The organism is Nostoc sp. CALU 1950 (genome assembly GCF_051172895.1).
Lineage (GTDB): Bacteria > Cyanobacteriota > Cyanobacteriia > Cyanobacteriales > Nostocaceae > Nostoc > Nostoc edaphicum_A.
Genome location: NZ_JBDNJQ010000001.1, coordinates 140,208 through 159,267, shown reverse-complemented (window position 1 = coordinate 159,267; position 19,060 = coordinate 140,208). Strand labels below are relative to the sequence as shown.

Below are 19,060 nucleotides of genomic sequence, written 5' to 3'. Positions count from 1 at the left end.
AGACGGCGATTTATCGCGTCTCAAAAACCCACGATTTTGTACAAGTAGCGCTTAACCCAAGCGTATTGGGGTAAAAACCATAAAAAAAGTGGTATTCATTTGTAAAAACTGAATACCACTCTCAATACTTGTCGGTTAAGGGGAAAAGGGGAAGGGGAAAGGGAAAAGAAAAAACCTTTAACCTTTAACCTTTTCCCAAACCCTATTCCGAGTTAAAAATGCTTCACCCGAGCAGTATTGATACCACTCTGTATTTCTTAAAAATTCCCGATAACGGAGATATTTCAGCCAGGTAGAGTTATCCCAGTCACGGCGATCGCACCAGCAATCGCACTGGCTGCGAGGGAAGTGATCGCTGTCCCAAATATCCACCAAGCAGCGTTTGCAACGGTTTTCTTGGTTTCTTCGGCTTGCTTTTTGGCTTGCTCTTGGATCGCTTTTAGGCGTTTTTGGGTTTCTTGTTGGATGCGTTCGGCTCGTTGCAGTACGCCATCCCGCGCCGCTTCTATTTGGTTGATGATCCGGTTAGCATCGGCTTCCGAAATATCCTCACGAGAACTGATCACAGCAACTAAGGTGTCACGATCAAATTGACTGAGGCGATCGCGCAATGCTTCAAATCCGGCTTGCGGATCGTCGAAGACTTTCGCAAAGTCTTGCTTAATCCCTTCATAGTTGAGTTCTGAACGATCCAGGGAGTTGAGATAGTTACGAACTTTGGCAAAAACCCCATCCAGCAATGATTGCACTCTCTGCTGAATCTGCTGAAATTGTTCGACAATGGAACTGCGAACCGACTCAATTTGATCCACAATTCGGTTAGCTTCCTCTTCTGAAATATCCTCTCGTTGGGATAACAGCGCCACAATTGTCGAACGGTCAAATTTCGAGGCGCGATCGCTTAAATTCCCAATTCCAGCGCGGGGAGAAGACAGCAGCAATTGCAAATCGCGTTTGATTCCTTCGGGATTTAGCTCGTCTTTGTTGGTATTACGCAGATATTCTTCTAGATTACCTTCAAAATCTAAAGCTGCTTGAGTGGTACGCTTGGCTAAACGTCTTGGCGCTCTCACAATGTCACCAATCGCATCTTGAGCGCGATCAATGATCTGATTAACTTGCTCTTGGCTCAAGTCTCCCCGTTGACTCACAAGTTTAACTAAGGTTTCTCGATCAACGTGAGATAAGCGATCGCGCAGTGCTAAGGCTCCGGCTTTGGGATCATCGAGTAATTTTTCCAAATCGCCTCTAATACCTTCTGGATCAAGTTCTTCCAAGTTGGTATTGCGGAGATATTCTGCGATCGCTTTTGTCGTTTTTTCGTACTGTTCTTTCGCTTGCTGCGGAACTTGCAAAATACTATCTCGGACTGCTTCAAGCTGATCGAGAACTTGGTTTACCTGTTCTTCGCTCAAATCTTGACGCTGACTGAGCAATTGGACAAAAGTATCGCGGTCAAATTGCGATAGGCGCGATCGTAAAAGGCTGACTCCAGCTTGCGGATCGTCTAGCAAAACTCTAAACTCACGTTTGATAGCTTCAGGATTGAGTTCGTCTTTGTTAGTATTCCGCAGATAATCTTCAACTCTTTGGCGCAGTTCATCAGCTTTCGCTTTTGCTTGTTCTTGCAATTCTCTAGCACGATTCAAGAAATTATCGCGGTTGCGTTCGAGTTGACTAACAATATTATTAGCTTCTTCTTCGCTGATATCTTGACGTTGCTGAAGCAATTGTACAAAAGTGTCGCGGTCAAATTGTCCGAAGCGGCTACTTAAATCTTCAAACCCAGCTTCCGGATCTTCCAGTAACTTGCTAAAGTCCCGTTCAATACCTTCAGGATTTAATTCTTCTTTCCCCGTCGAACGGAGATAATCTTCGATACGGCTGCGGAAATCTTGCCCTTTTTCTCGCGTTTCGGCTTGTTTGACAGTTTCTAAAACTTCCAGGCGATCGCTTTCCATTTGATCGGAAATTTCTTTCACCCTGGCTTCACTGAGATCATCTCGCTGCTTCAGCAAGTTGGTAAAATATTCTTGATTGATTTCTTCCAACTCCCGTCTTACAGTGGTCGGATCTGCATTTACGTCATAGATGACTTCTTTAAATTCATCTACTAGGGTAATTCGGTTAAAGTGCCAAGGAAATGAATGCAATATGTAGTCTTCTACATCTGCCTTAATCGTGTTCTCAAGTGATATTGGCAATGTTCCAGATACTTGCTCAGATGCTTGCTCTCTAAACTTTTGAAATTGTTCGGTGATTTGATCGACATCAACATCTTGAACTTTTTCTTTTAGCTTTTGCAACTGAGTTGTAATTTTATTCACATCGATATTAGAAAGGTTTACCCGTTCCATAACTGCTGGTGCAGCGGCGCTCAAACCATATCGAATAGCTTGCTTGATTACACCGTTCCCATTACCACCTCCAACGGTAACCAGTTCTTGGAGTCGTTCACCTAATTGCTCAGAATTGAGTTCTTCAGGAGTGGCAGACTTGAGCAAATTAATTACTTGCTCTGTGGGGTTGTTGCGATTCAAAGCTTGTTGCCAAGCACCTTCAAATTGGTCAGCAATGCGATTGACATCTTCTTTAGATAAATCTGCACGGCTACTGATTAAATCAACAAATGTTTGGCGGTTAATGTTTTGCAATAAATCACTATTAGCAACAGATTGCAAATCAGTATCTTTTAGAAGCTGGTCAAATTGATTACGAACTTCTTTGATATCCAGCTTTGGCAATTGCAGAGAGCCTAAAGAACTTTGGAGTGTATTTTTAATCCCTTCAGAATCAAAACCTGAAGTTAATTCCCGGCGAACTGCGGCTGTAATATCTTCAGCGGTAGAAACTAACTGTTTTTTCGCAGTATTAGCACCAACGCCAGCAGTTGCTGTACCCATCAGAGCTTGGACACCAGAAGTGACAGTATTAGCAATAGAACCAATTAAAGAACCTACTGCTGAGGAACCCAACCAAATTACTAGTGAGAAATAGGTAGACCAGATGACTACACCAATAATTGCTCCTAAAAATGCACTTTCGATTAAGCTAAGTTTTACCGCTAAAAAACAAGCAATAAATAATGCAATACTAGCGGTTATTAATGCCCAAGCACCAACTTTACCTTGAACTTTCCGAATTGTCCTACCCAAACTTTCTGACTCATCATCAGAATCCGAGTCAATTTCCCAAGATGAAATTCCTATAGCGACTGAAAAGTTTGTGAATAACAATTGAAAGGCAAATGCCATCGCAACTCCAGCCAGCAATGCTACCAAAAATTTAGGACCAGAAAACAGAACTGATGCTTCTTCTGGCGTTAGTACTTCTTGCGCTAAAGTTATTGGTGCTAATCCAAAAGGTAGCCAGTTCCATCCAAAAATAGTTAAAACACTTTGAAACATAGGATTTTCTCACTTGTACTCAACTAAATACCAATTCTGTCTGAAGATGCACAGAATAAGACTCGTCTGTAGTCCCCCAAAGTATCGCAGGGTAAAAATATATGCACCTTCACAAAGAAACGGTATGAATACCCATTTACAAAATGGCTTATTTCTCAGCTTAATTATTAATTAGATAAGTTGGCACTTTCTTAGGTAATAGGTTTCTTTGCCAGAAGTTGTATTTAAGTAAATAAATATTTTTATTGTTTTTATTAGATAGAAGAATCTATATACGCTTGTAAATTTTTGTTAAAAACATATTTTTATAAAAAAGCAAATTTTATAAAAATGTATCTGCGGATATGGCAGCATATAAACGGTTTGGCTAATGTAACAAACAGTAGAAAACAATATTTTTGGTATCAAGATTTAAATAAATTTTTGAGAAGAAGAATAATTAATTTCTAACTTTTATAAAACAAACAACCATTTTATACTTGATATTTTTTTACTGACTTTAGATAAAACCACCTATGTCTAATGATAGAGAGAAAAATTATTCCAACCGATTGATGAAAATGAAATAGAAACATGTATTAATAAGGGTTATTACGAGCTATGAATTAGTGACTAATTGATTTTTGCTGAGGAGAAAAGATAATGGTAGTAGGTGTACATAAACGTGCTGTAGGCGTATTTTCTAATCGTAGAGATGTAGAACATGCCTTACATGAATTAAAAAAAGTTGGCTTTGACATGAACAGAGTCTCTGTCATTACGCAGGATGGAGACAGAGAGAATATTGCTGGGGCTGAAGTGAGCGATCGCGTCGGTGATAAATCTGACGAAGGTGCTAAAGTCGGAGCAGCCACAGGTGGTGCTCTGGGCGGATTAACTGGCTTATTAGTTGGTCTTGGCACTTTGGCAATTCCAGGAATTGGGCCAATTATGTTGGCTGGAGCCGCAGCAACTACCCTAGCTACAACTCTCGCTGGTGCTGGTATTGGTGCAGTAGCTGGTAGTTTGCTTGGTGCATTGATTGGTTTAGGAATTCCTGAAGAACGAGCCAGAGTTTATGATGAACGTGTGAGACGAGGACATTATTTAGTTATCCTCGATGGCACAGATACAGAAATTCTCAGAGCAGAAGCAATTTTACATCAACGGGGTGTAGAAGAATTTGGCATTTACGACCACCCAGATGCTAAAAATGCAACCACTGGTTATGTCGCTCCAACACCTGTTGCGGCTCATAGTGGTGTTGCCAGACGTGCAATTGGAGTCTTTTCTCATCGGCGAGATGCAGAAGTAGCACTTACAGAATTGCGAGATGCGGGTTTTCCCTTAAATAAAGTTTCCATCATTGCCAAAGATACAAGCGGTCATGGGATCGCTGGCGTAGATGTAGACAGAAACGTTAGTACAGGTAATAAAGCAGACGAAGGCGCAAAAGCTGGAGCAGCTACAGGTGGTGTTGTCGGCGGCTTGACTGGCTTATTAGTTGGTCTTGGGACTTTAGCAATTCCTGGAGTTGGGCCTGTGATTGCAGGTGGCGCAGTAGCAACAGCTTTGGCCACAACATTGGCTGGTGGTGCTATTGGTGCAGCCGCTGGGAGTATTGTTGGCGCACTCGTTGGCTTGGGAATTCCTGAAGACAAGGCGCGAATATATAATGAACGCTTCCAAAAAGGTGACTACCTGCTAATTATCGATGGTACGGAAGCTGAAATTCACCAAGCCGAAGCTATTCTCAAACGTCGAGGTATTGAAGAATTTGCTATCTATGATGCCACTGAAATTAGTGAACATCGCCCAGGTTTCGAGCGAGTAACCCATAACGAAACACCAGTTATTGATCCCATTCGCCCCAATTACTCAACAGAGCCTCATAGAAACGATCCTACCGTAGTTATTGTTGACCGTCGTGATGAAGTACTCTAACCCAAGGTAGGTGTAACTCACACTAATTCCACAAAATTATCGGAGCAAGAAGTTTAAGAAGAATGGAAAAACCAAAATTTATAATTCTTTATTGTTCTGGATTCTAAATTCTTTTTGATAAAGACCTTGCTCCTTACTAAAAAACTTGCTCCTCACTTGTGCCGTAAATATCAATCAATTCTGAGCCAAAATTAAAAATATGCAAAAGCTAACTCCTTTCCTAATTAGTAGTCTTTTAGTTTTTGGTGTTGCTGCTTGTCAAGATTCTGCCAAAACAACTGTAACTGCACCAGCTCCAGACGAAGCCGCACAAGCTCCAACAGCAGCAACAACACAAGCTGCTAAAGAAGACGCACAAAGTGAACTTCGCAGAAGACAACTTGATGCTGATATTCGTGCCCGCGAACAGCGCAATAATGTCACTGGTGGCGATACAGATAGAGCCGCTGCTGATCTAGCAAGTCAAGTTCGCTCCAAATTGGAAGCTAACATACCCAATGGTCAACTAACAGTTAATGCAGTAGAAGATGGGACTGTCACTGTAGCTGGAACTGTGAATAATCAAGAGCAATTGGCTAAAATTGAGCCTTTGTCTAAGGAAATTAAAGGCGTCAAAAATGTAGTTGTTAAAGCAGTTGTTGCTCCGCCAAAAAGCTAAAGCACTTAACAATAAATCCCAGTGAGTAAGTAGGCAAAAATAAAATTAGATGCTCTTACTCAGTCTTGGTGGTCAGTTATACTTATTACTGACCACTAAGAATTGACAACTGACGACCTTAATAATTATATTTATTGATGCTCAGTTAAGTTATACAAACTTTTGTAGTCACCAAAAATAAAAACTATGGAAACCGAACAACAGCAACGTGAATCCATCAATGCTTCCTTTTCACAAGGTACGTTAGCACTTGAAGGTGCTGATACTGCAAACTTGCCAAAGTTACCACCAGCAACTGAACCAGAATCCCAATGGCAGCAAATTAGCAGACAAATTACTCAATTTTTGGAGCAACTACCCGAATACTTAAGTAACTTTTTTCAAAACTACAAGCAGCCTCTAATAACTGTTGCTTTAATTTTAGCGGCGATTGTTACAGCTAAGGTAGTACTAGCAGTACTAGATGCAATCAATGATATTCCCCTACTATCACCGTTTTTTGAGTTAATTGGAATTGGTTACGCTAGTTGGTTTATTTTCCGTTATCTCTTAAAGTCTTCAACTCGCCAAGAATTAGGCAATGAAATTCAACTACTGAAAAACCAATTTGTGGGCGAATAAGTTTGTAAATGATTAAGCTAGCTCCATGATTCAGAACCCCGACTTCTGTAAGAAGTCGGGGTTCTTGTTAAGAAGAATTTAGGATTTCTCTATATATAGCAATCCTAAATTAGTTGTGAAAATGCGCGATGTCCAGAACCCCGACTTCTTTGAGAAGTCGGGGTTCTAATTTTAATTTTTCACGAATGATTTAGAATTGTTATAGTGCTGATTAATGTCAAGTTAGCCAAAATATTTATTCTACTCAAATTGCGTAAATGACAAATATCGAGATGGACTTAAGATTAGTCCTGTAGATACATCCGAAGATGGAGAAAATCAATATATTTTTGAAATTAAATCACTTCTAAAGATAGTAGTTTGGAGATGAGAAACAGCCTAATCTAGTTTTTGTAAGTTATTTAATAGATTCTTTAACGAGGACATAAATTATGGCTAATGAAGCAGTTAAGAGAGATACAGATTCATCCGATAGAGCGGAAGTCGATACATACGATCGCGGCATTATCCCAGCAGAAACAGCTGCTCGTATGGAAAGAGAGGGAGGTAAGTACAAAACACTCCCCACAGAAGAAGGCGAAGCAGATGCAGCTACCGACGATCAAACTGATCCAGACAGTATACGCACCACTGACGGCTATACCGTAGATAAAGAAGGTTTGTTGAACAACTATGCAGTTGAACCGGAAATGTACTACGAAGAACCGGGTGATGCACGCAAACAAGCAGCAGCAGATACGGCAGAACGTGTTGAAGAACTCGGAGAAATTAATCAGGACGAAGAAGGTAAGTTAACAGATAAGGGTGACAGCCGCGGTAGAGGCCCAGGAATCATTTAATTAACAACTTCCTTTTGCTGGGTGCAATTACACGTAAGAAGGCTAAATAAGTGGCAATACTGATCAGTTAAGAATATTCGTATAACCGAGCAGTATTGAAATAGGTGATTTGTAGAGACGCAATAATTGCGTCTTTATTTATATGGGCGGGTATATTGTTAAATAAATAACGGCTCAAGTTCACGATTATGCCATTGCCGCTGATACCATTCGGCAATCAAGGGACGGACAATAAACTTAGGCTGTCCATCGCCTTTAACGTCAATACGTAAACCTGAATAAGGTCGCCGTTTCTGAGAACCTTGACCGTTGCGACCAATGAAGAGATGCGATCGCGCCACTAATCTATTGTCCTCTCTCAAATCTGCTCCCTCAATCCGCTGGCGTCGCAAACTAAACCCACTCCCACCACAAACAATCCAGTGGATATGAGAATCAGCGTGTCCTGTATCCATTGTCTCCAGGTGTTCCAAGCAGTGTGCGTGACCGTTTATTACTAAATCCACCAAAGGACGACCCTGAGACAAGGAACCGATTTCTTTAGCTACCGCATCCAGTACCTCACGTAGGCGATCGCGAATAATCAGAGTTTGTGCTTGTTCCCACTTCGTCGCCTCAGTTACGTAAGGTGGATGATGGAAATAAATCACCCTTCCCCGAACTTCAGTATTATTCCAAGATTCAATTAATTTTCGCTTGAGCCACTCCAATTGTTCAGTATCAGTCAGCGTTGTTTTATTAGTGGCTAGTTGCTTATCGATATCAACAATAATTTCTTCAATTTGTGACAATTTGGCGTGGAAGTCGTCTAATTGATCGGCTTCGCTGGGGTTTTCTGGTCGAAGCTTGGCTGAAATTTCAACTATTTGCAGCTTTTCTTGCTCAAAATCTTCCCGACGTTTTTCTAAGAGTCTACGATTGGCGTCACCTTCTTTTGTTTTAGGCAGCGGTGGTGGATCGTTAAAGGTATTAGAATCCAAGGCAAAGAAATCAATACCGCCATAGCGAAAAGTGTAGTAACGATTGGGAAGACGGGTAAATTGTCCAGGTTGATATGAAATACAACGACCTGTATCTGTCTTGGCTGTGTAGTACTGATCTAAATGATCATTTAACTCTCCTGGAAGCTGAAACGCCTTCAGATAATCGAGAAATGCCCGTGCGTAGGCGTCACCCGTTCCTGAACCATGCAAGCCGACATCTAGGTCTAAGCGCGATCGCAATAGGCGACGAAGGGGTAATGTTGTTAAGGACGCAAAGCTTAATAGAATCGGCAAGTTATAGTAATCGTGATTTCCCGGTACAGGTAAAATGGGCAGCTTAAAAACCATCTGGTCATAAGCAACCCGTTTGGGATGCTCTCCGCCCAAGATAAACTCTCGGTAGGGTTGGATGAAGTTCTGCTGGTAGTATTCACTCGACCCCACCAAATAGATCACATCCCCCATGTGCAGCATAAAGCGGGATTCGTTGTGATGAGGCAGCATGAGTTCAGCTACCTGTCGCTGGGGATTGTGTCCCCGGTGTTTACCGGAACCACTATCACCTACAACTAAAAATGAGAATTCAGGATTGTCTGTTTGACCATCCTCCAACACTAGCCGAGTTTGGTCGATGTTCCGTTCCACAATCAACGGATCTTGCCACCGTACCCGCTGATTCATTTTGCGAATTTTTTTAGCGATCGCTGGATCAGATACAAGTTTCAATACAAACTACTCCTGAATTTTAATTGAAGGGGAGCAGAGGAACAAGGTTGCAGCAAGTCTTTCCTCTTTGCCCCAATGCCCAATTCCCCATGCCCCATGCCTTACTCCTCTACTGTGTTTTTCATTTCAATAGTCAGATTAGGGAGTCCCTCTAGTTTTTCCGTAGGCTCAACTTCTTCTACTAATGGCACAAAAATTCGCAAGCCTGCTGGGACACACTTAATTTCTACTGGTGTTGTGCCTACGATTTCACCATCTAGAACAACCTTTTGTGGTGGCTCAGTCGTAATTTTAAACTGTTTAGCCCGCAGGAAACCAATATCATTCCGTTCTGTAGCGTTACCTGTAGAAGCCGTTTGAAATAGATGAAATGTCGCCGCGATCGCTCCTGCTTTGTTAGCTGGAGCAACAATTGTTAAATCTAGTAACCCATCATCATAAATTAGACCTGCTGGGCCTTGAGCCAAAACTGAAGTGGGAGGCGCGGCATTTGCTACCGTTACTGCACAGGCACTAGTTTTAATTATCCTATCTTCAGTTTCAATTTCAACATCAAAGTTATGTAAGTTTCTTAATTGTTGGATTCCTGCCAAGACGTAGGCCATCATCCCAAAGCGATTTTTGGCGTCTCGGTCTGCCAATTCTACAGTTTCAGCTTCAAAGCCAATACCTACTAACAATACCATTGGCTGATCGTTGCAATAAGCTACGTCTACAAGGCGGGTTCCTCCTTCCACAATTGTTTTACAGGCATCTGCGATCGTGTCAGGAATTCCTAAAGCTGTGGCAAAAGCGTTGGCTGTGCCTCTGGAAATGATCCCAAATGGGATGTCAGTACCAACTACGGCCGCCGCTGCTGCTGAAAGGGTACCATCTCCCCCCGAAGCAATGATTGCATCTACTCCTCGCTCTACAGCTGCATAGGCTAGTTGGTCAGCGTCGATTTCTTCAGTTGTGAGATAAATATCTAGGTCAATATCTGGCTCTAATATTGCCCGAATTTCTGCTAGTTCTATATCTGGGTCGCCCTGACCCGCAACAGGATTGAAAATGAGACAGGCGGAACGATTCATAAGAGATAATAATTAAGCTTGGATAACTAATGAAGATACCAAATTATTCTTAGCATTCCTGTAAATTTTCCCCTTCCGTTTTGGGGCTGAGTTTTCTAGATATATTGAGTAAGTTCAGGGTAATGTGCGATCGCATCATACACCAAGAAAAAGCGAGAACTTGTCACCTTTAGACTGCACGCCTTGGGCATTCCCGTAGTTTCAGCGGCGCACCCTACTTATGAGATATTGCTACAGACTTCTCTCGGTGTCTTTATGTCAGTCTTAATTATCTGAACTACTTAATGTTGTAAAATAAACAGTGGATTTTGTCGATTAACAAATTAAATTGTAATTTTGCTTTCAGGAGGCAGGAGGCAGGAGATAGGAGGCAGGAGGCAGGAGGAACCCACGTTTTAAAACGTGGGATTGATCTTGGAAGCAATGCAATTTATTCATACTTCTTTCCTCCTGCCTCCTGCCCTCTGCCTCCTGCCTTCTTTGTAATTTGGCCATTTTTGGTAATTGAAGACCAAAACAATTGGACATAACCAGCATTTTCATTTCACCAAATTAATATTATGGATGGGTCTAATTGACGAACCACTCTTTTTGGTATTATTTCTTTTCCCTGTTTGGTATCACTCTTGCCCGATACTTTCTCATAGCTGGGGGAGCATACTTGCTCTTTTATTTAGTTTTGGGAAAGTCCCTCGCCAACAAGAGTTTGCGTTTAAAACCGTTGATGAGTAGTTCCGTTAAAAAGGATATTGAATTATCGGTACTATCCGCAGTAGTTTTTGCTATTTGTGGAGCGTTTATCATCTCAGAGTATAGTTTGGGAGCAACGCTGTTATACACTGATATATGGAAGTACGGACTGTGGTATTTGGTAGTTAGCTTTATTGCAGTGCTTGTTCTTCAGGATACTTACTTTTATTTTATCCATCGGATATTTCACCAGCCTTTGATTTTTAAGTGGATGCATTATGGGCACCACCGTTCAGGAGAGCCAACGCCCTGGAGTTCTTCTGCGTTCGACTTGCCAGAAGCGATCGTCCAAGGACTTTTCTTTGTAGGTGTAAGCTTTATAGTTCCGCTGCATTTTATCACTTTAGTTGCCGCACTTGTGATTATGACAGTATGGGCAGTTCTTACACATCTTGGATTTGAGGTATTTCCCTCCTCATCTAAAAACAACTGGATTGGAAGGTGGCTTATCGGCTCTACGCATCATTCCATACATCATCGCAAATACAAAGTACACTACGGTTTGTATTTTACCTTCTGGGACAAACTGCTTGGTACTGAAGACCCTAATTATGAAAACGATAGTCATTAGTCATTTACAAAGGACAAATGACTAATGACATTATTTATGACTTTGTAATTCGTCTTGATTTTTAGTTTTCTGATGATTAAACCGAATCCCTACAAAGACATCGTAAATAAACTCCAAAAAGTCTTTCTTTTGTAGTAATCCTGAACTTTGATAACAGCCTTTTTCATCTAACAAAGGCTTCATCAAATAATATGTAGATTGATACTTGTACCAGGGAACACTAGTCCATAAATGATGAATTAAATGGTAATTCTGTCCTAAAATCAGGATATTAAGAATTGGGCTAGGGTATACACGAGCGTTTTTCCAGCGATTGCGTTCAACAAAGGGACGATGGGGCAAATAATCAAAAAACAAACCCAGTATTAATCCCACAATACCAGAAGGTACAACCCAAAAATTGAGAACGTACATTAAAAAATGATATTGAATTGAGATATAAACAATTGCAATAACGATTGAGCGGCTAATGAACCATTCCAATAGCTCATATTTGCGCCACAGTCGCCGTCGAAAGAAAAACACCTCGTGGGATAAGAATCGAAATGCAATTAGCCACAGCGGCCCACCTGTAGAAACAAAATGATCTGGGTCATCTTTGGGATCGTTGACATGAGCATGATGCTGCAAATGTACTCGCGTAAACACTGGGAAAACAAACCCTAGCATCAGGGCGCTACCATGCCCTAGCATGGCATTAATTACTCGATTGCGGTGGGCAGATTGGTGACAAGCATCATGAATTACTGTGCCAGCACAATGCAAGGCAATAGTGTTAGAAATAAAGCACAGCCAGTCTGGCCATTGCCAAAGCCAGTAACCACAGTTAGATAACACTAGCACCGTCACCGATGCACAAAACAGTAGTAGCGTTGGATTGAAATCACCAGGAGGCGCTAACAACTCTTTAGGTGGAATTTTCAGCAGCTTATGTGCTTCTGAAGTTACCGTTTTTACTTCTGTATTTACTACGTCTTTAAAGATGACTTCCAAGTTGTTGCCATTTAGTTTTTTATAGTCATCAACGGCTGGGTCGATGATGATTAGGCTTTTGTCAGGGATGTCAAAAAAATTAGGATCTAAAGAGGTCATAATTTTCCTGGTCGTGATTCGTTGATAAAATGGGCTTGAAATCCCAAACTCAGCCAGCACAGAATAAGTTTCTTGCCTCGATTAGTAGAGATGAAAGCCTGAGAATTTAGTCGATACTGTTCTGTATTCAAATTAGGTATGGACTGTAGGAGATCAGGGATAGGGAAAATTTTTAATTTTTTGCTAGACTACACACATAAACAATATATTTGATTTTTCATTTTTGTAGTTAGTCCTGTTACTCATGATGCCAGCGACAAGGGCATATATATATTTTGGTTTTATATCGACTATTTATCGATTCGCCAAGACAATACTTTTCCTATGTACTGAAATTATGTGTTGTTATTGCTTTTGTGAAAAACAATTTTCAACAATATAAAGAATACAATTATTTGAATAATAAACGCAAGAGTTTTGTCGTAATTTGACGTATAATAAAAATATTTTATACACAGATATCATACTTCTAACAAAAATATACGCTTTATTTGCTTAAATATTTCATTCCTTTTCTTGGCTGATGCAATAAGTATATATACTAGCGATCGCTTTCCCTCCTTTCGATCCCGTGTGGCTACTGTCTTCTTCTTGTAAGCAAAACTCCATCGAGGGAGTCTCCTGGTAGGCAGAATATAAAAAATTTCTAATGCACTTTACTATGTACGTAGCGGTGAGTTAGGCTAAATAAATAACACACCTACTTAAGATTTACTTTGTAAATCAACTCTAACAATAAATATTTTCCTATGCGTCAGTTATTACTAGGTTTGACGAGTATTCTAACTCTCAGCAGTTTAGATACTCTCAATATGACATTAGCAGGCACAACGCCTGATTTACCTGAGATCCTCTTAGTTCAAAAGCTCAACTGCAATAATCCTCAAACTCAAACAGCAATTAATGAATGTACCAAGTTGTCTTATCAGAATTCAGATAAAAAACTAAATCAAGCTTATCAAAAATTGCTATCTACATTAGAAAAGCCTAGAAAACAGAAATTAATTGCTGCACAGTTAGCGTGGATAAAGTTTCGAGATACCAATTGTGAGTTTGAGAGAAGCAGATATGAGGGCGGAAGTATTGCCCCTACTATTTATTTTGGTTGTCTAGAAAATACTACAAAACTGCGTACTCAAGAATTGCAAGAATATCTGAAGCCTGACCCTTAACTGTGAAGTGAGAGCGCACAGATGCTCCTAATGTGCGCCCTTACCCTGTACCTGATGCATAAATGTGTAACTGCTTCCCTGTATGAAAAGGGCTGTAATTAATCGAGTTGTTTAAGACGGTAGCCTACACCGTGAACTGTTTCAATAAAATCTTCAAAAGCTCCGGCGGCTTTAAGCTTTTGCCGCAGGCTTCTAAGATGAACTTTCACAGCATGTTCTTCTGGAGGAGACTCTAGCGACCAAATATGTTCAATAATCACGCTGCGACTCAGGACACGACGACCATTTCGCAGTAATAGCTCTAATATGCCGTACTCTTTCGGGGTTAAATGTAGCATATTTTTCCCGTAGCTAACTTCATAAGTACTGGGGTTGAGATGCAGATTGCCCCATTCCAAAATCGGCGGCGATGAAACATTACCCCGACGAAGCAAGGCGCGAATTCGTGCAAATAGTTCTTGCAAATCCACCGGTTTAACGACATAATCATCTGCACCTGCATCGAGTCCGGTGATTTTATCGCTAACGGTGTCACGAGCAGTAAGCATGAGAACAGGCATAGTGTAGCTGTGCGATCGCAACCGATGACATAAACTAATTCCATCGAGTTCTGGCAACATCACATCCAGCAGCAGCAAATCATAATCCAGCATTTTGGCTTGATTCCATCCCGCCTCACCATCTGTAACCACATCAACCACATAACGCTGGTCTGTAAGGGCTTCTGCTAAAGTTTCGGCAAGGCGTACATCATCCTCAACTAAGAGAATTCGCATAATTTTTTTTAACCATACTAGTTATCTTTAAAACAATCTACGAACTCTGTTTGAGGAAATATTGCGAAAAGTAACAATTTCTAGATTTCGTTGCTTCTTTCCGATTTCTTTACCATTTCCTGAGCTATTTCCTTACTTTTGATATGTAACTTTCTATTCTATGTAGGTTTTTAATAACCTCCTGTAGATGTTCTAAAAGAACTCTATCTTTAGCCAGAAGATTTTCAGAAAATGCCTTTTGGTGCATAAGTCCCGTAAACCCCAATATGCTCTGGTAAGCATTTTGACCTCAGAATTACGTTTGGGGAAAAGGTTAGTGGGTTTGGGTTAGAGGATGTTTGAAAAGTATTTTTGGTAACATCTAAGTCTCGGAAACCTAACCCCCCTAGCCCCCCTTCCCTACAAGGGAATGGGGGTTTCAAAGCCTCTCGACCTTTCGGGGAGAGGAATGGAAGTGGGGTTTCTAGTATACTTTGCGACTTTTCAAACAAACTATTAAAGGTTTTTCTTCCCCCTGCCCCTTATCCCCACTGCGTGGGGGCCCTACCTTCCCCTTTCACCGAACCGCAATTCCATAAACCCTGCATTCATATCAAATTATTTGAAGCAAAAGTAATGTTGCCGCCACAAGCGCATAAAAAGCTCCAATGTTGGATAAGAAGCCGTCATTTAATCTGTTCGGGTCACTTTTTTCTATTTGAAACTATAGACTATTCTTGCGTTGAAAGATTTACCGAGTGTATAGATGCCCTAGGAGGAACATTAATTTCTGTTGAGCCGGTTGACAAAATTTGGATGGGCGATCATCGGCAGGTTTTTCTTTATCGTGTCAAAGCCAGTTTGTTTACGCCTTGTCATCAGTTAAGGCAATACTGGTTTAAGTATGGTGGCTTATACACTAGATTTGATAAAAATTGTTAATTTTTTTTGTATTATGGACTTCGATAATTTTAATATGGGTTTTTCACTATAGTTTCATTTTTAACCAACCAAATAACTGTTCTACTGTCAACTCTAAATCAATACCATCTAATACAGCCAAGCTATCTTCTCTATGACAAAATTCTGGTTGTTGATGTGGTTTAAATATAAGAACTGAGCGATCATCAGGATCAATCAACCATCCTAACTGACAACCATATTTTAAGCAGTGCAAAATATTGTTGGTAACTCGATTGGAACTCTGATCTGGAGAAAGAATTTCAATTGTCCAGTTCGGAGCAATTAACACATCATCTACAGGTTCTCCGTTATCGTCAAACTCAATTTGTTGCCAACGAATAACCGCCACATCTGGAACAATTGAGCGACCACCAAAAGTACAACGCAACTCTGGAAAAGCATAAGCGATTTGCTTTTTCTCGGCAACTTCATTAATCCCATTAATCAACTTACCCTGAAGTCGGGAGTGGCGGGTTTTCGGCATTGGTTTTTGGATAATTTCACCATCAATATAAATACTTGCAGGCTTTGTTTCTGGCAACTTGAGAAATTCTTCTAGGGTTAGGGATGGAGATTTTGCAACACTCATGACTTTTGCCACTCCGAAAGTCGTACATCCAGTTTATCAACGTTCGGAACTAATGGATGAGCGAAAACAGTACACTAAACCAAATGCTTCTAATCTCTGTTCTCCACGCTCATGACCGATTTTAGCGTTATGAATCTCGCCCCCATCGGTGTTGGCTTTAGCATTATTGCATTGGCGGTAATTTACTATTTTCTCAATCTAGAAGTAACTAAACGGCAACGGGCAGAAGTGATACTGCGGCAACAAACTGAGCGGGAACGCCTGGTAAACCAGATTGCTCATCATATCCGTGAATCTTTGGAGTTAGAGGAGGTTCTTACTACCACTGTTGCAGACGTGCGTGAGTTTCTCCAAGCAGATAGGGTGCTAATTTATCGCCTCTGGGAAGATGGTACAGGCAGCGCAATGACTGAAACAGTTTTACCTGAATATATAAAAATTTTAGGGGAAACTTTTCCACAAGAAGTGTTTCCTAGAGAGTATCATCAAGCTTATTCATTAGGAAAAACCCGCGCGATCGCTAACGTTGAACAAGCAGATGTCGAACCATGTTTGGCAGACTTCGTGAAACAGTTCGGTGTTAAAGCCAAGTTGGTAGTGCCAATTTTACAAGAAAATCGGGAAGCGGATAAACAACGAGATAGCAAGACACCTGCTTCTACCCCTTATCTTTGGGGCTTATTGATTGCCCATCAGTGCGATCGCACCCGCATCTGGGAATCTTGGGAAGTTGAGTTAATGAAGCAACTTGCAACCCAGGTAGCGATCGCTATCCAACAGTCAGAACTTTACAAACAGCTACAAACACTCAACGCTGAATTAGAACACCGCGTTGAGCTGCGAACTCAAGAATTAGCTAAAGCCAATGTCTCTCTCCGAGCAGAAATTGCTGAACGTCAGCGCACCCAAGCCGCGCTGCAAGCTCTAATTACTGCCTCTCCTCGGGCCATCTTCACACTTGATTTAGAAGGGAATGTGAAAATCTGGAATCCTGCTGCTGAAAGGATGTTTGGCTGGACAGAGGCGGAGGTAATCGACCGTCCTAACCCAATTTTTTTAGACGATCAATTAGAAGAATATAATACTCTGCAACAAAGTATCTTACAAGGAACAACGTATACCAGAGTAGAATTGCGCCGTTTTAAAAAAGATGGCACTGCGATCGATATAATTTTTTCCGCTGCTCCATTGCATGATCGCGACGATAGTATCAACGGCATGGTAGCAGTGATTGCTGATATCACACACCAAAAGAAGCAGGAAGAACAGGTAAGATTGCTGCAATCTGTGGTCGTAAATACCAATGATGCTGTAGTGATCACTGAAGCGCAACCCATTTCTGAACCTGGGCCGCAGATTATTTATGTTAACGAAGCATTCACCCGAATCACAGGTTACAGCCTGGGAGAAGTTTTAGGTAAAACGCCCCGTATTCTTCAAGGAGCGAAAACAAGTCAAACTGAAATGGATAAAGTCTGGACTGCGCTTTCTCGTTGGGAATCAGTCACCGTTCAGGTAATTAACTACCGCAAAGATGGCTCTGAATTCTGGAATGAATTTAGCGTTTTTCCCGTAGCTGATGAAACTGGTTGGTATACCCACTGGATATCAGTACAACGTGACATTACCGAGCGCAAACAAGCTGAACAGGCGTTACGCCAGAGCGAAGAACGCTTCCGCTCATTGATTGAAAATGCTTTAGATATTGTCAAAATTCTCGATGTAGATGGTTCTATTCGTTACGAAAGCCCTTCAGTAGAAAAGGTTTTGGGTTATCCAGCCGCAGAATTAATTGGCAAAAACTTATTAGATTACATTCACCAGGATGATTTTGCTAATACTTACCATAGCTTTATTCATGCTATTCAAAGTTCAGAAGTTACCACCCCAATCGAGTTTCGTTGTCGGCACAAAGATGGCTCGTGGCGGATGCTAGAAGCTATTAGTCAGAAATTTCTAGATAACACAGCAGACACTAGAATTATAGTTAACTGTCGCGACATTACAGAACGCAAGCGATTAGATGAAATTCGCATGGCATTAGAGCGAGAAAGAGAACTTAGCGCCCTTAAAACACGTTTTTTCTCGATGGCATCTCACGAATTTCGCACTCCTTTGAGTACTGCCTTAGCAGCGGCTCAATTGCTAGAAAACTGTCAGGATGAATGGGATAACTCTTCTAAACGATTGAGGAACTTGCAGCGGATTCAACTCTCTGTCAAAAATATGGTTCAGATATTAGACGATATTTTGACCATCAATCGAGCCGAAACCGGAAAACTAGAATTTAATCCCAAACTCCTAGATTTAGAAGGATTTTGCGGTTATTTTGTGGAAGAAATGCGCCTAAGTACAGACGAAAGGCACACACTTGGTTTTATTTGCCAAGGAAAAGCTGTTCCAGCTTGGGTGGATGAAAGATTGTTGCGTTCTATTCTGTCTAATTTGCTGCTGAATGCGATTAAATATTCTCCTCATGGAGGGAATGTGGATCTTAGTCTGGAGTTTAAATCAGATACGGTGATTCTCCAAGTTCAAGATCAGGGTATTGGAATTCCGTTAGCAGATCAACAGCAGTTGTTTGAGCCGTTTCATCGTGGCAAGAATGTCAGAAGCATTCCTGGTACAGGATTAGGATTGGTAGTGGTGAAAAAGTGTGTAGATTTACACCAAGGTCATATTAACATCACCACTCAAGTAGGAATTGGTACAACTTGTGCAGTCACTCTCCCATTAGAAGGTAAGTCGAATTAGTTGGGGATTGGGGATTGGGGATTGGGTATTGGGGATTGAAAAGAGACAAGGAAGAACGGGAAGACAAGGAAGAGATTTATTCAAAAATTCCCCCAGTCCCCATTCCCCATTCCCCATTCCCCAATCCCTTCTTTAGTAAAGAATTGTAATCCAAAATCCAAAATCCAAACTCCAAAATTAGTAT

General features: G+C 41.1%; 13 protein-coding genes. 7 read left to right on the top strand and 6 right to left on the bottom strand.

Annotated elements, in window-relative coordinates; translation table 11 throughout:
• Nucleotides 1-284: 284 nt before the first annotated feature.
• The gene (locus ABF638_RS00710; RefSeq protein ID WP_435019317.1) at nucleotides 285-3,407 is read right to left on the bottom strand and encodes an MFS transporter; all 3,123 of its coding nucleotides are present in this window, start codon (nucleotides 3,405-3,407) and stop codon (nucleotides 285-287) included.
• Nucleotides 3,408-4,049: 642 nt separating this feature from the next.
• Here ABF638_RS00710 and ABF638_RS00705 point away from each other — a divergent pair.
• From ABF638_RS00705 to ABF638_RS00690, 4 genes are all read left to right on the top strand, one after another.
• Complete coding sequence (locus ABF638_RS00705) at nucleotides 4,050-5,330, top strand: histidine kinase (protein WP_435019315.1); 1,281 nt, start codon at nucleotides 4,050-4,052, stop codon at nucleotides 5,328-5,330.
• Nucleotides 5,331-5,529: 199 nt separating this feature from the next.
• Nucleotides 5,530-5,988, top strand: a complete 459-nt coding sequence (locus ABF638_RS00700; protein WP_435019313.1) for a BON domain-containing protein — start codon at nucleotides 5,530-5,532, stop codon at nucleotides 5,986-5,988.
• Nucleotides 5,989-6,174: 186 nt separating this feature from the next.
• Nucleotides 6,175-6,609 (top strand): CAAD domain-containing protein, encoded by a 435-nt coding sequence (locus tag ABF638_RS00695; RefSeq protein WP_435019311.1) that lies wholly within the window; start codon nucleotides 6,175-6,177, stop codon nucleotides 6,607-6,609.
• A 431-nt stretch (nucleotides 6,610-7,040) separates the two neighbouring features.
• Nucleotides 7,041-7,448 carry a hypothetical protein gene (locus tag ABF638_RS00690; RefSeq protein ID WP_435019309.1) on the top strand — a complete coding sequence of 136 codons (408 nt, stop codon included), beginning with the start codon at nucleotides 7,041-7,043 and terminating at the stop codon, nucleotides 7,446-7,448.
• A gap of 158 nt (nucleotides 7,449-7,606) precedes the next feature.
• Here ABF638_RS00690 and ABF638_RS00685 read toward each other — a convergent pair whose 3' ends face one another.
• Both ABF638_RS00685 and ABF638_RS00680 read right to left on the bottom strand, forming a co-directional pair.
• Nucleotides 7,607-9,157 (bottom strand): metallophosphoesterase, encoded by a 1,551-nt coding sequence (locus ABF638_RS00685; RefSeq protein WP_435019307.1) that lies wholly within the window; start codon nucleotides 9,155-9,157, stop codon nucleotides 7,607-7,609.
• Between the two features lie 101 nt (nucleotides 9,158-9,258).
• The gene (locus tag ABF638_RS00680; RefSeq protein WP_435019305.1) at nucleotides 9,259-10,230 is read right to left on the bottom strand and encodes a YegS/Rv2252/BmrU family lipid kinase; all 972 of its coding nucleotides are present in this window, start codon (nucleotides 10,228-10,230) and stop codon (nucleotides 9,259-9,261) included.
• Nucleotides 10,231-10,804: 574 nt separating this feature from the next.
• Between ABF638_RS00680 and ABF638_RS00675 the strand changes: the two genes are divergently transcribed.
• Entirely contained in the window at nucleotides 10,805-11,551 is a 747-nt protein-coding gene (locus ABF638_RS00675; protein ID WP_435019303.1) for a sterol desaturase family protein, read from the top strand.
• 30 nt (nucleotides 11,552-11,581) lie between these two features.
• On the opposite strand, the gene crtR is transcribed toward ABF638_RS00675, so the two are convergent.
• A complete protein-coding gene (gene crtR, locus ABF638_RS00670; RefSeq protein ID WP_435019301.1) occupies nucleotides 11,582-12,643 on the bottom strand; it encodes a beta-carotene hydroxylase in 1,062 nt (353 codons plus the stop codon).
• 749 nt (nucleotides 12,644-13,392) lie between these two features.
• On the opposite strand from crtR, the gene ABF638_RS00665 reads away from it, so the two are divergent.
• Nucleotides 13,393-13,815, top strand: coding sequence for a lysozyme inhibitor LprI family protein (locus tag ABF638_RS00665; protein ID WP_435019299.1), 423 nt, complete (start codon nucleotides 13,393-13,395; stop codon nucleotides 13,813-13,815).
• A gap of 98 nt (nucleotides 13,816-13,913) precedes the next feature.
• On the opposite strand, the gene ABF638_RS00660 is transcribed toward ABF638_RS00665, so the two are convergent.
• Both ABF638_RS00660 and ABF638_RS00655 read right to left on the bottom strand, forming a co-directional pair.
• Nucleotides 13,914-14,591 carry a response regulator transcription factor gene (locus tag ABF638_RS00660; RefSeq protein WP_069073325.1) on the bottom strand — a complete coding sequence of 226 codons (678 nt, stop codon included), beginning with the start codon at nucleotides 14,589-14,591 and terminating at the stop codon, nucleotides 13,914-13,916.
• A 967-nt stretch (nucleotides 14,592-15,558) separates the two neighbouring features.
• The gene (locus tag ABF638_RS00655; protein ID WP_435019296.1) at nucleotides 15,559-16,122 is read right to left on the bottom strand and encodes a Uma2 family endonuclease; all 564 of its coding nucleotides are present in this window, start codon (nucleotides 16,120-16,122) and stop codon (nucleotides 15,559-15,561) included.
• Between the two features lie 129 nt (nucleotides 16,123-16,251).
• Between ABF638_RS00655 and ABF638_RS00650 the strand changes: the two genes are divergently transcribed.
• Nucleotides 16,252-18,876 carry a PAS domain S-box protein gene (locus ABF638_RS00650; RefSeq protein WP_435019294.1) on the top strand — a complete coding sequence of 875 codons (2,625 nt, stop codon included), beginning with the start codon at nucleotides 16,252-16,254 and terminating at the stop codon, nucleotides 18,874-18,876.
• Nucleotides 18,877-19,060: the final 184 nt, after the last annotated feature.

Bases quoted from the DNA above. Each gene is read 5' to 3' on its own strand.
- ABF638_RS00680 (WP_435019305.1), bottom strand. From the start codon at position 10,230: ATGAATCGTTCCGCCTGTCTCATTTTCAATCCTGTTGCGGGTCAGGGC.
- ABF638_RS00660 (WP_069073325.1), bottom strand. From the start codon at position 14,591: ATGCGAATTCTCTTAGTTGAGGATGATGTACGCCTTGCCGAAACTTTA.
- ABF638_RS00650 (WP_435019294.1), top strand. From the start codon at position 16,252: ATGAATCTCGCCCCCATCGGTGTTGGCTTTAGCATTATTGCATTGGCG.
- crtR (WP_435019301.1), bottom strand. From the start codon at position 12,643: ATGACCTCTTTAGATCCTAATTTTTTTGACATCCCTGACAAAAGCCTA.
- ABF638_RS00700 (WP_435019313.1), top strand. From the start codon at position 5,530: ATGCAAAAGCTAACTCCTTTCCTAATTAGTAGTCTTTTAGTTTTTGGT.
- ABF638_RS00705 (WP_435019315.1), top strand. From the start codon at position 4,050: ATGGTAGTAGGTGTACATAAACGTGCTGTAGGCGTATTTTCTAATCGT.
- ABF638_RS00710 (WP_435019317.1), bottom strand. From the start codon at position 3,407: ATGTTTCAAAGTGTTTTAACTATTTTTGGATGGAACTGGCTACCTTTT.
- ABF638_RS00665 (WP_435019299.1), top strand. From the start codon at position 13,393: ATGCGTCAGTTATTACTAGGTTTGACGAGTATTCTAACTCTCAGCAGT.
- ABF638_RS00655 (WP_435019296.1), bottom strand. From the start codon at position 16,122: ATGAGTGTTGCAAAATCTCCATCCCTAACCCTAGAAGAATTTCTCAAG.
- ABF638_RS00695 (WP_435019311.1), top strand. From the start codon at position 6,175: ATGGAAACCGAACAACAGCAACGTGAATCCATCAATGCTTCCTTTTCA.
- ABF638_RS00690 (WP_435019309.1), top strand. From the start codon at position 7,041: ATGGCTAATGAAGCAGTTAAGAGAGATACAGATTCATCCGATAGAGCG.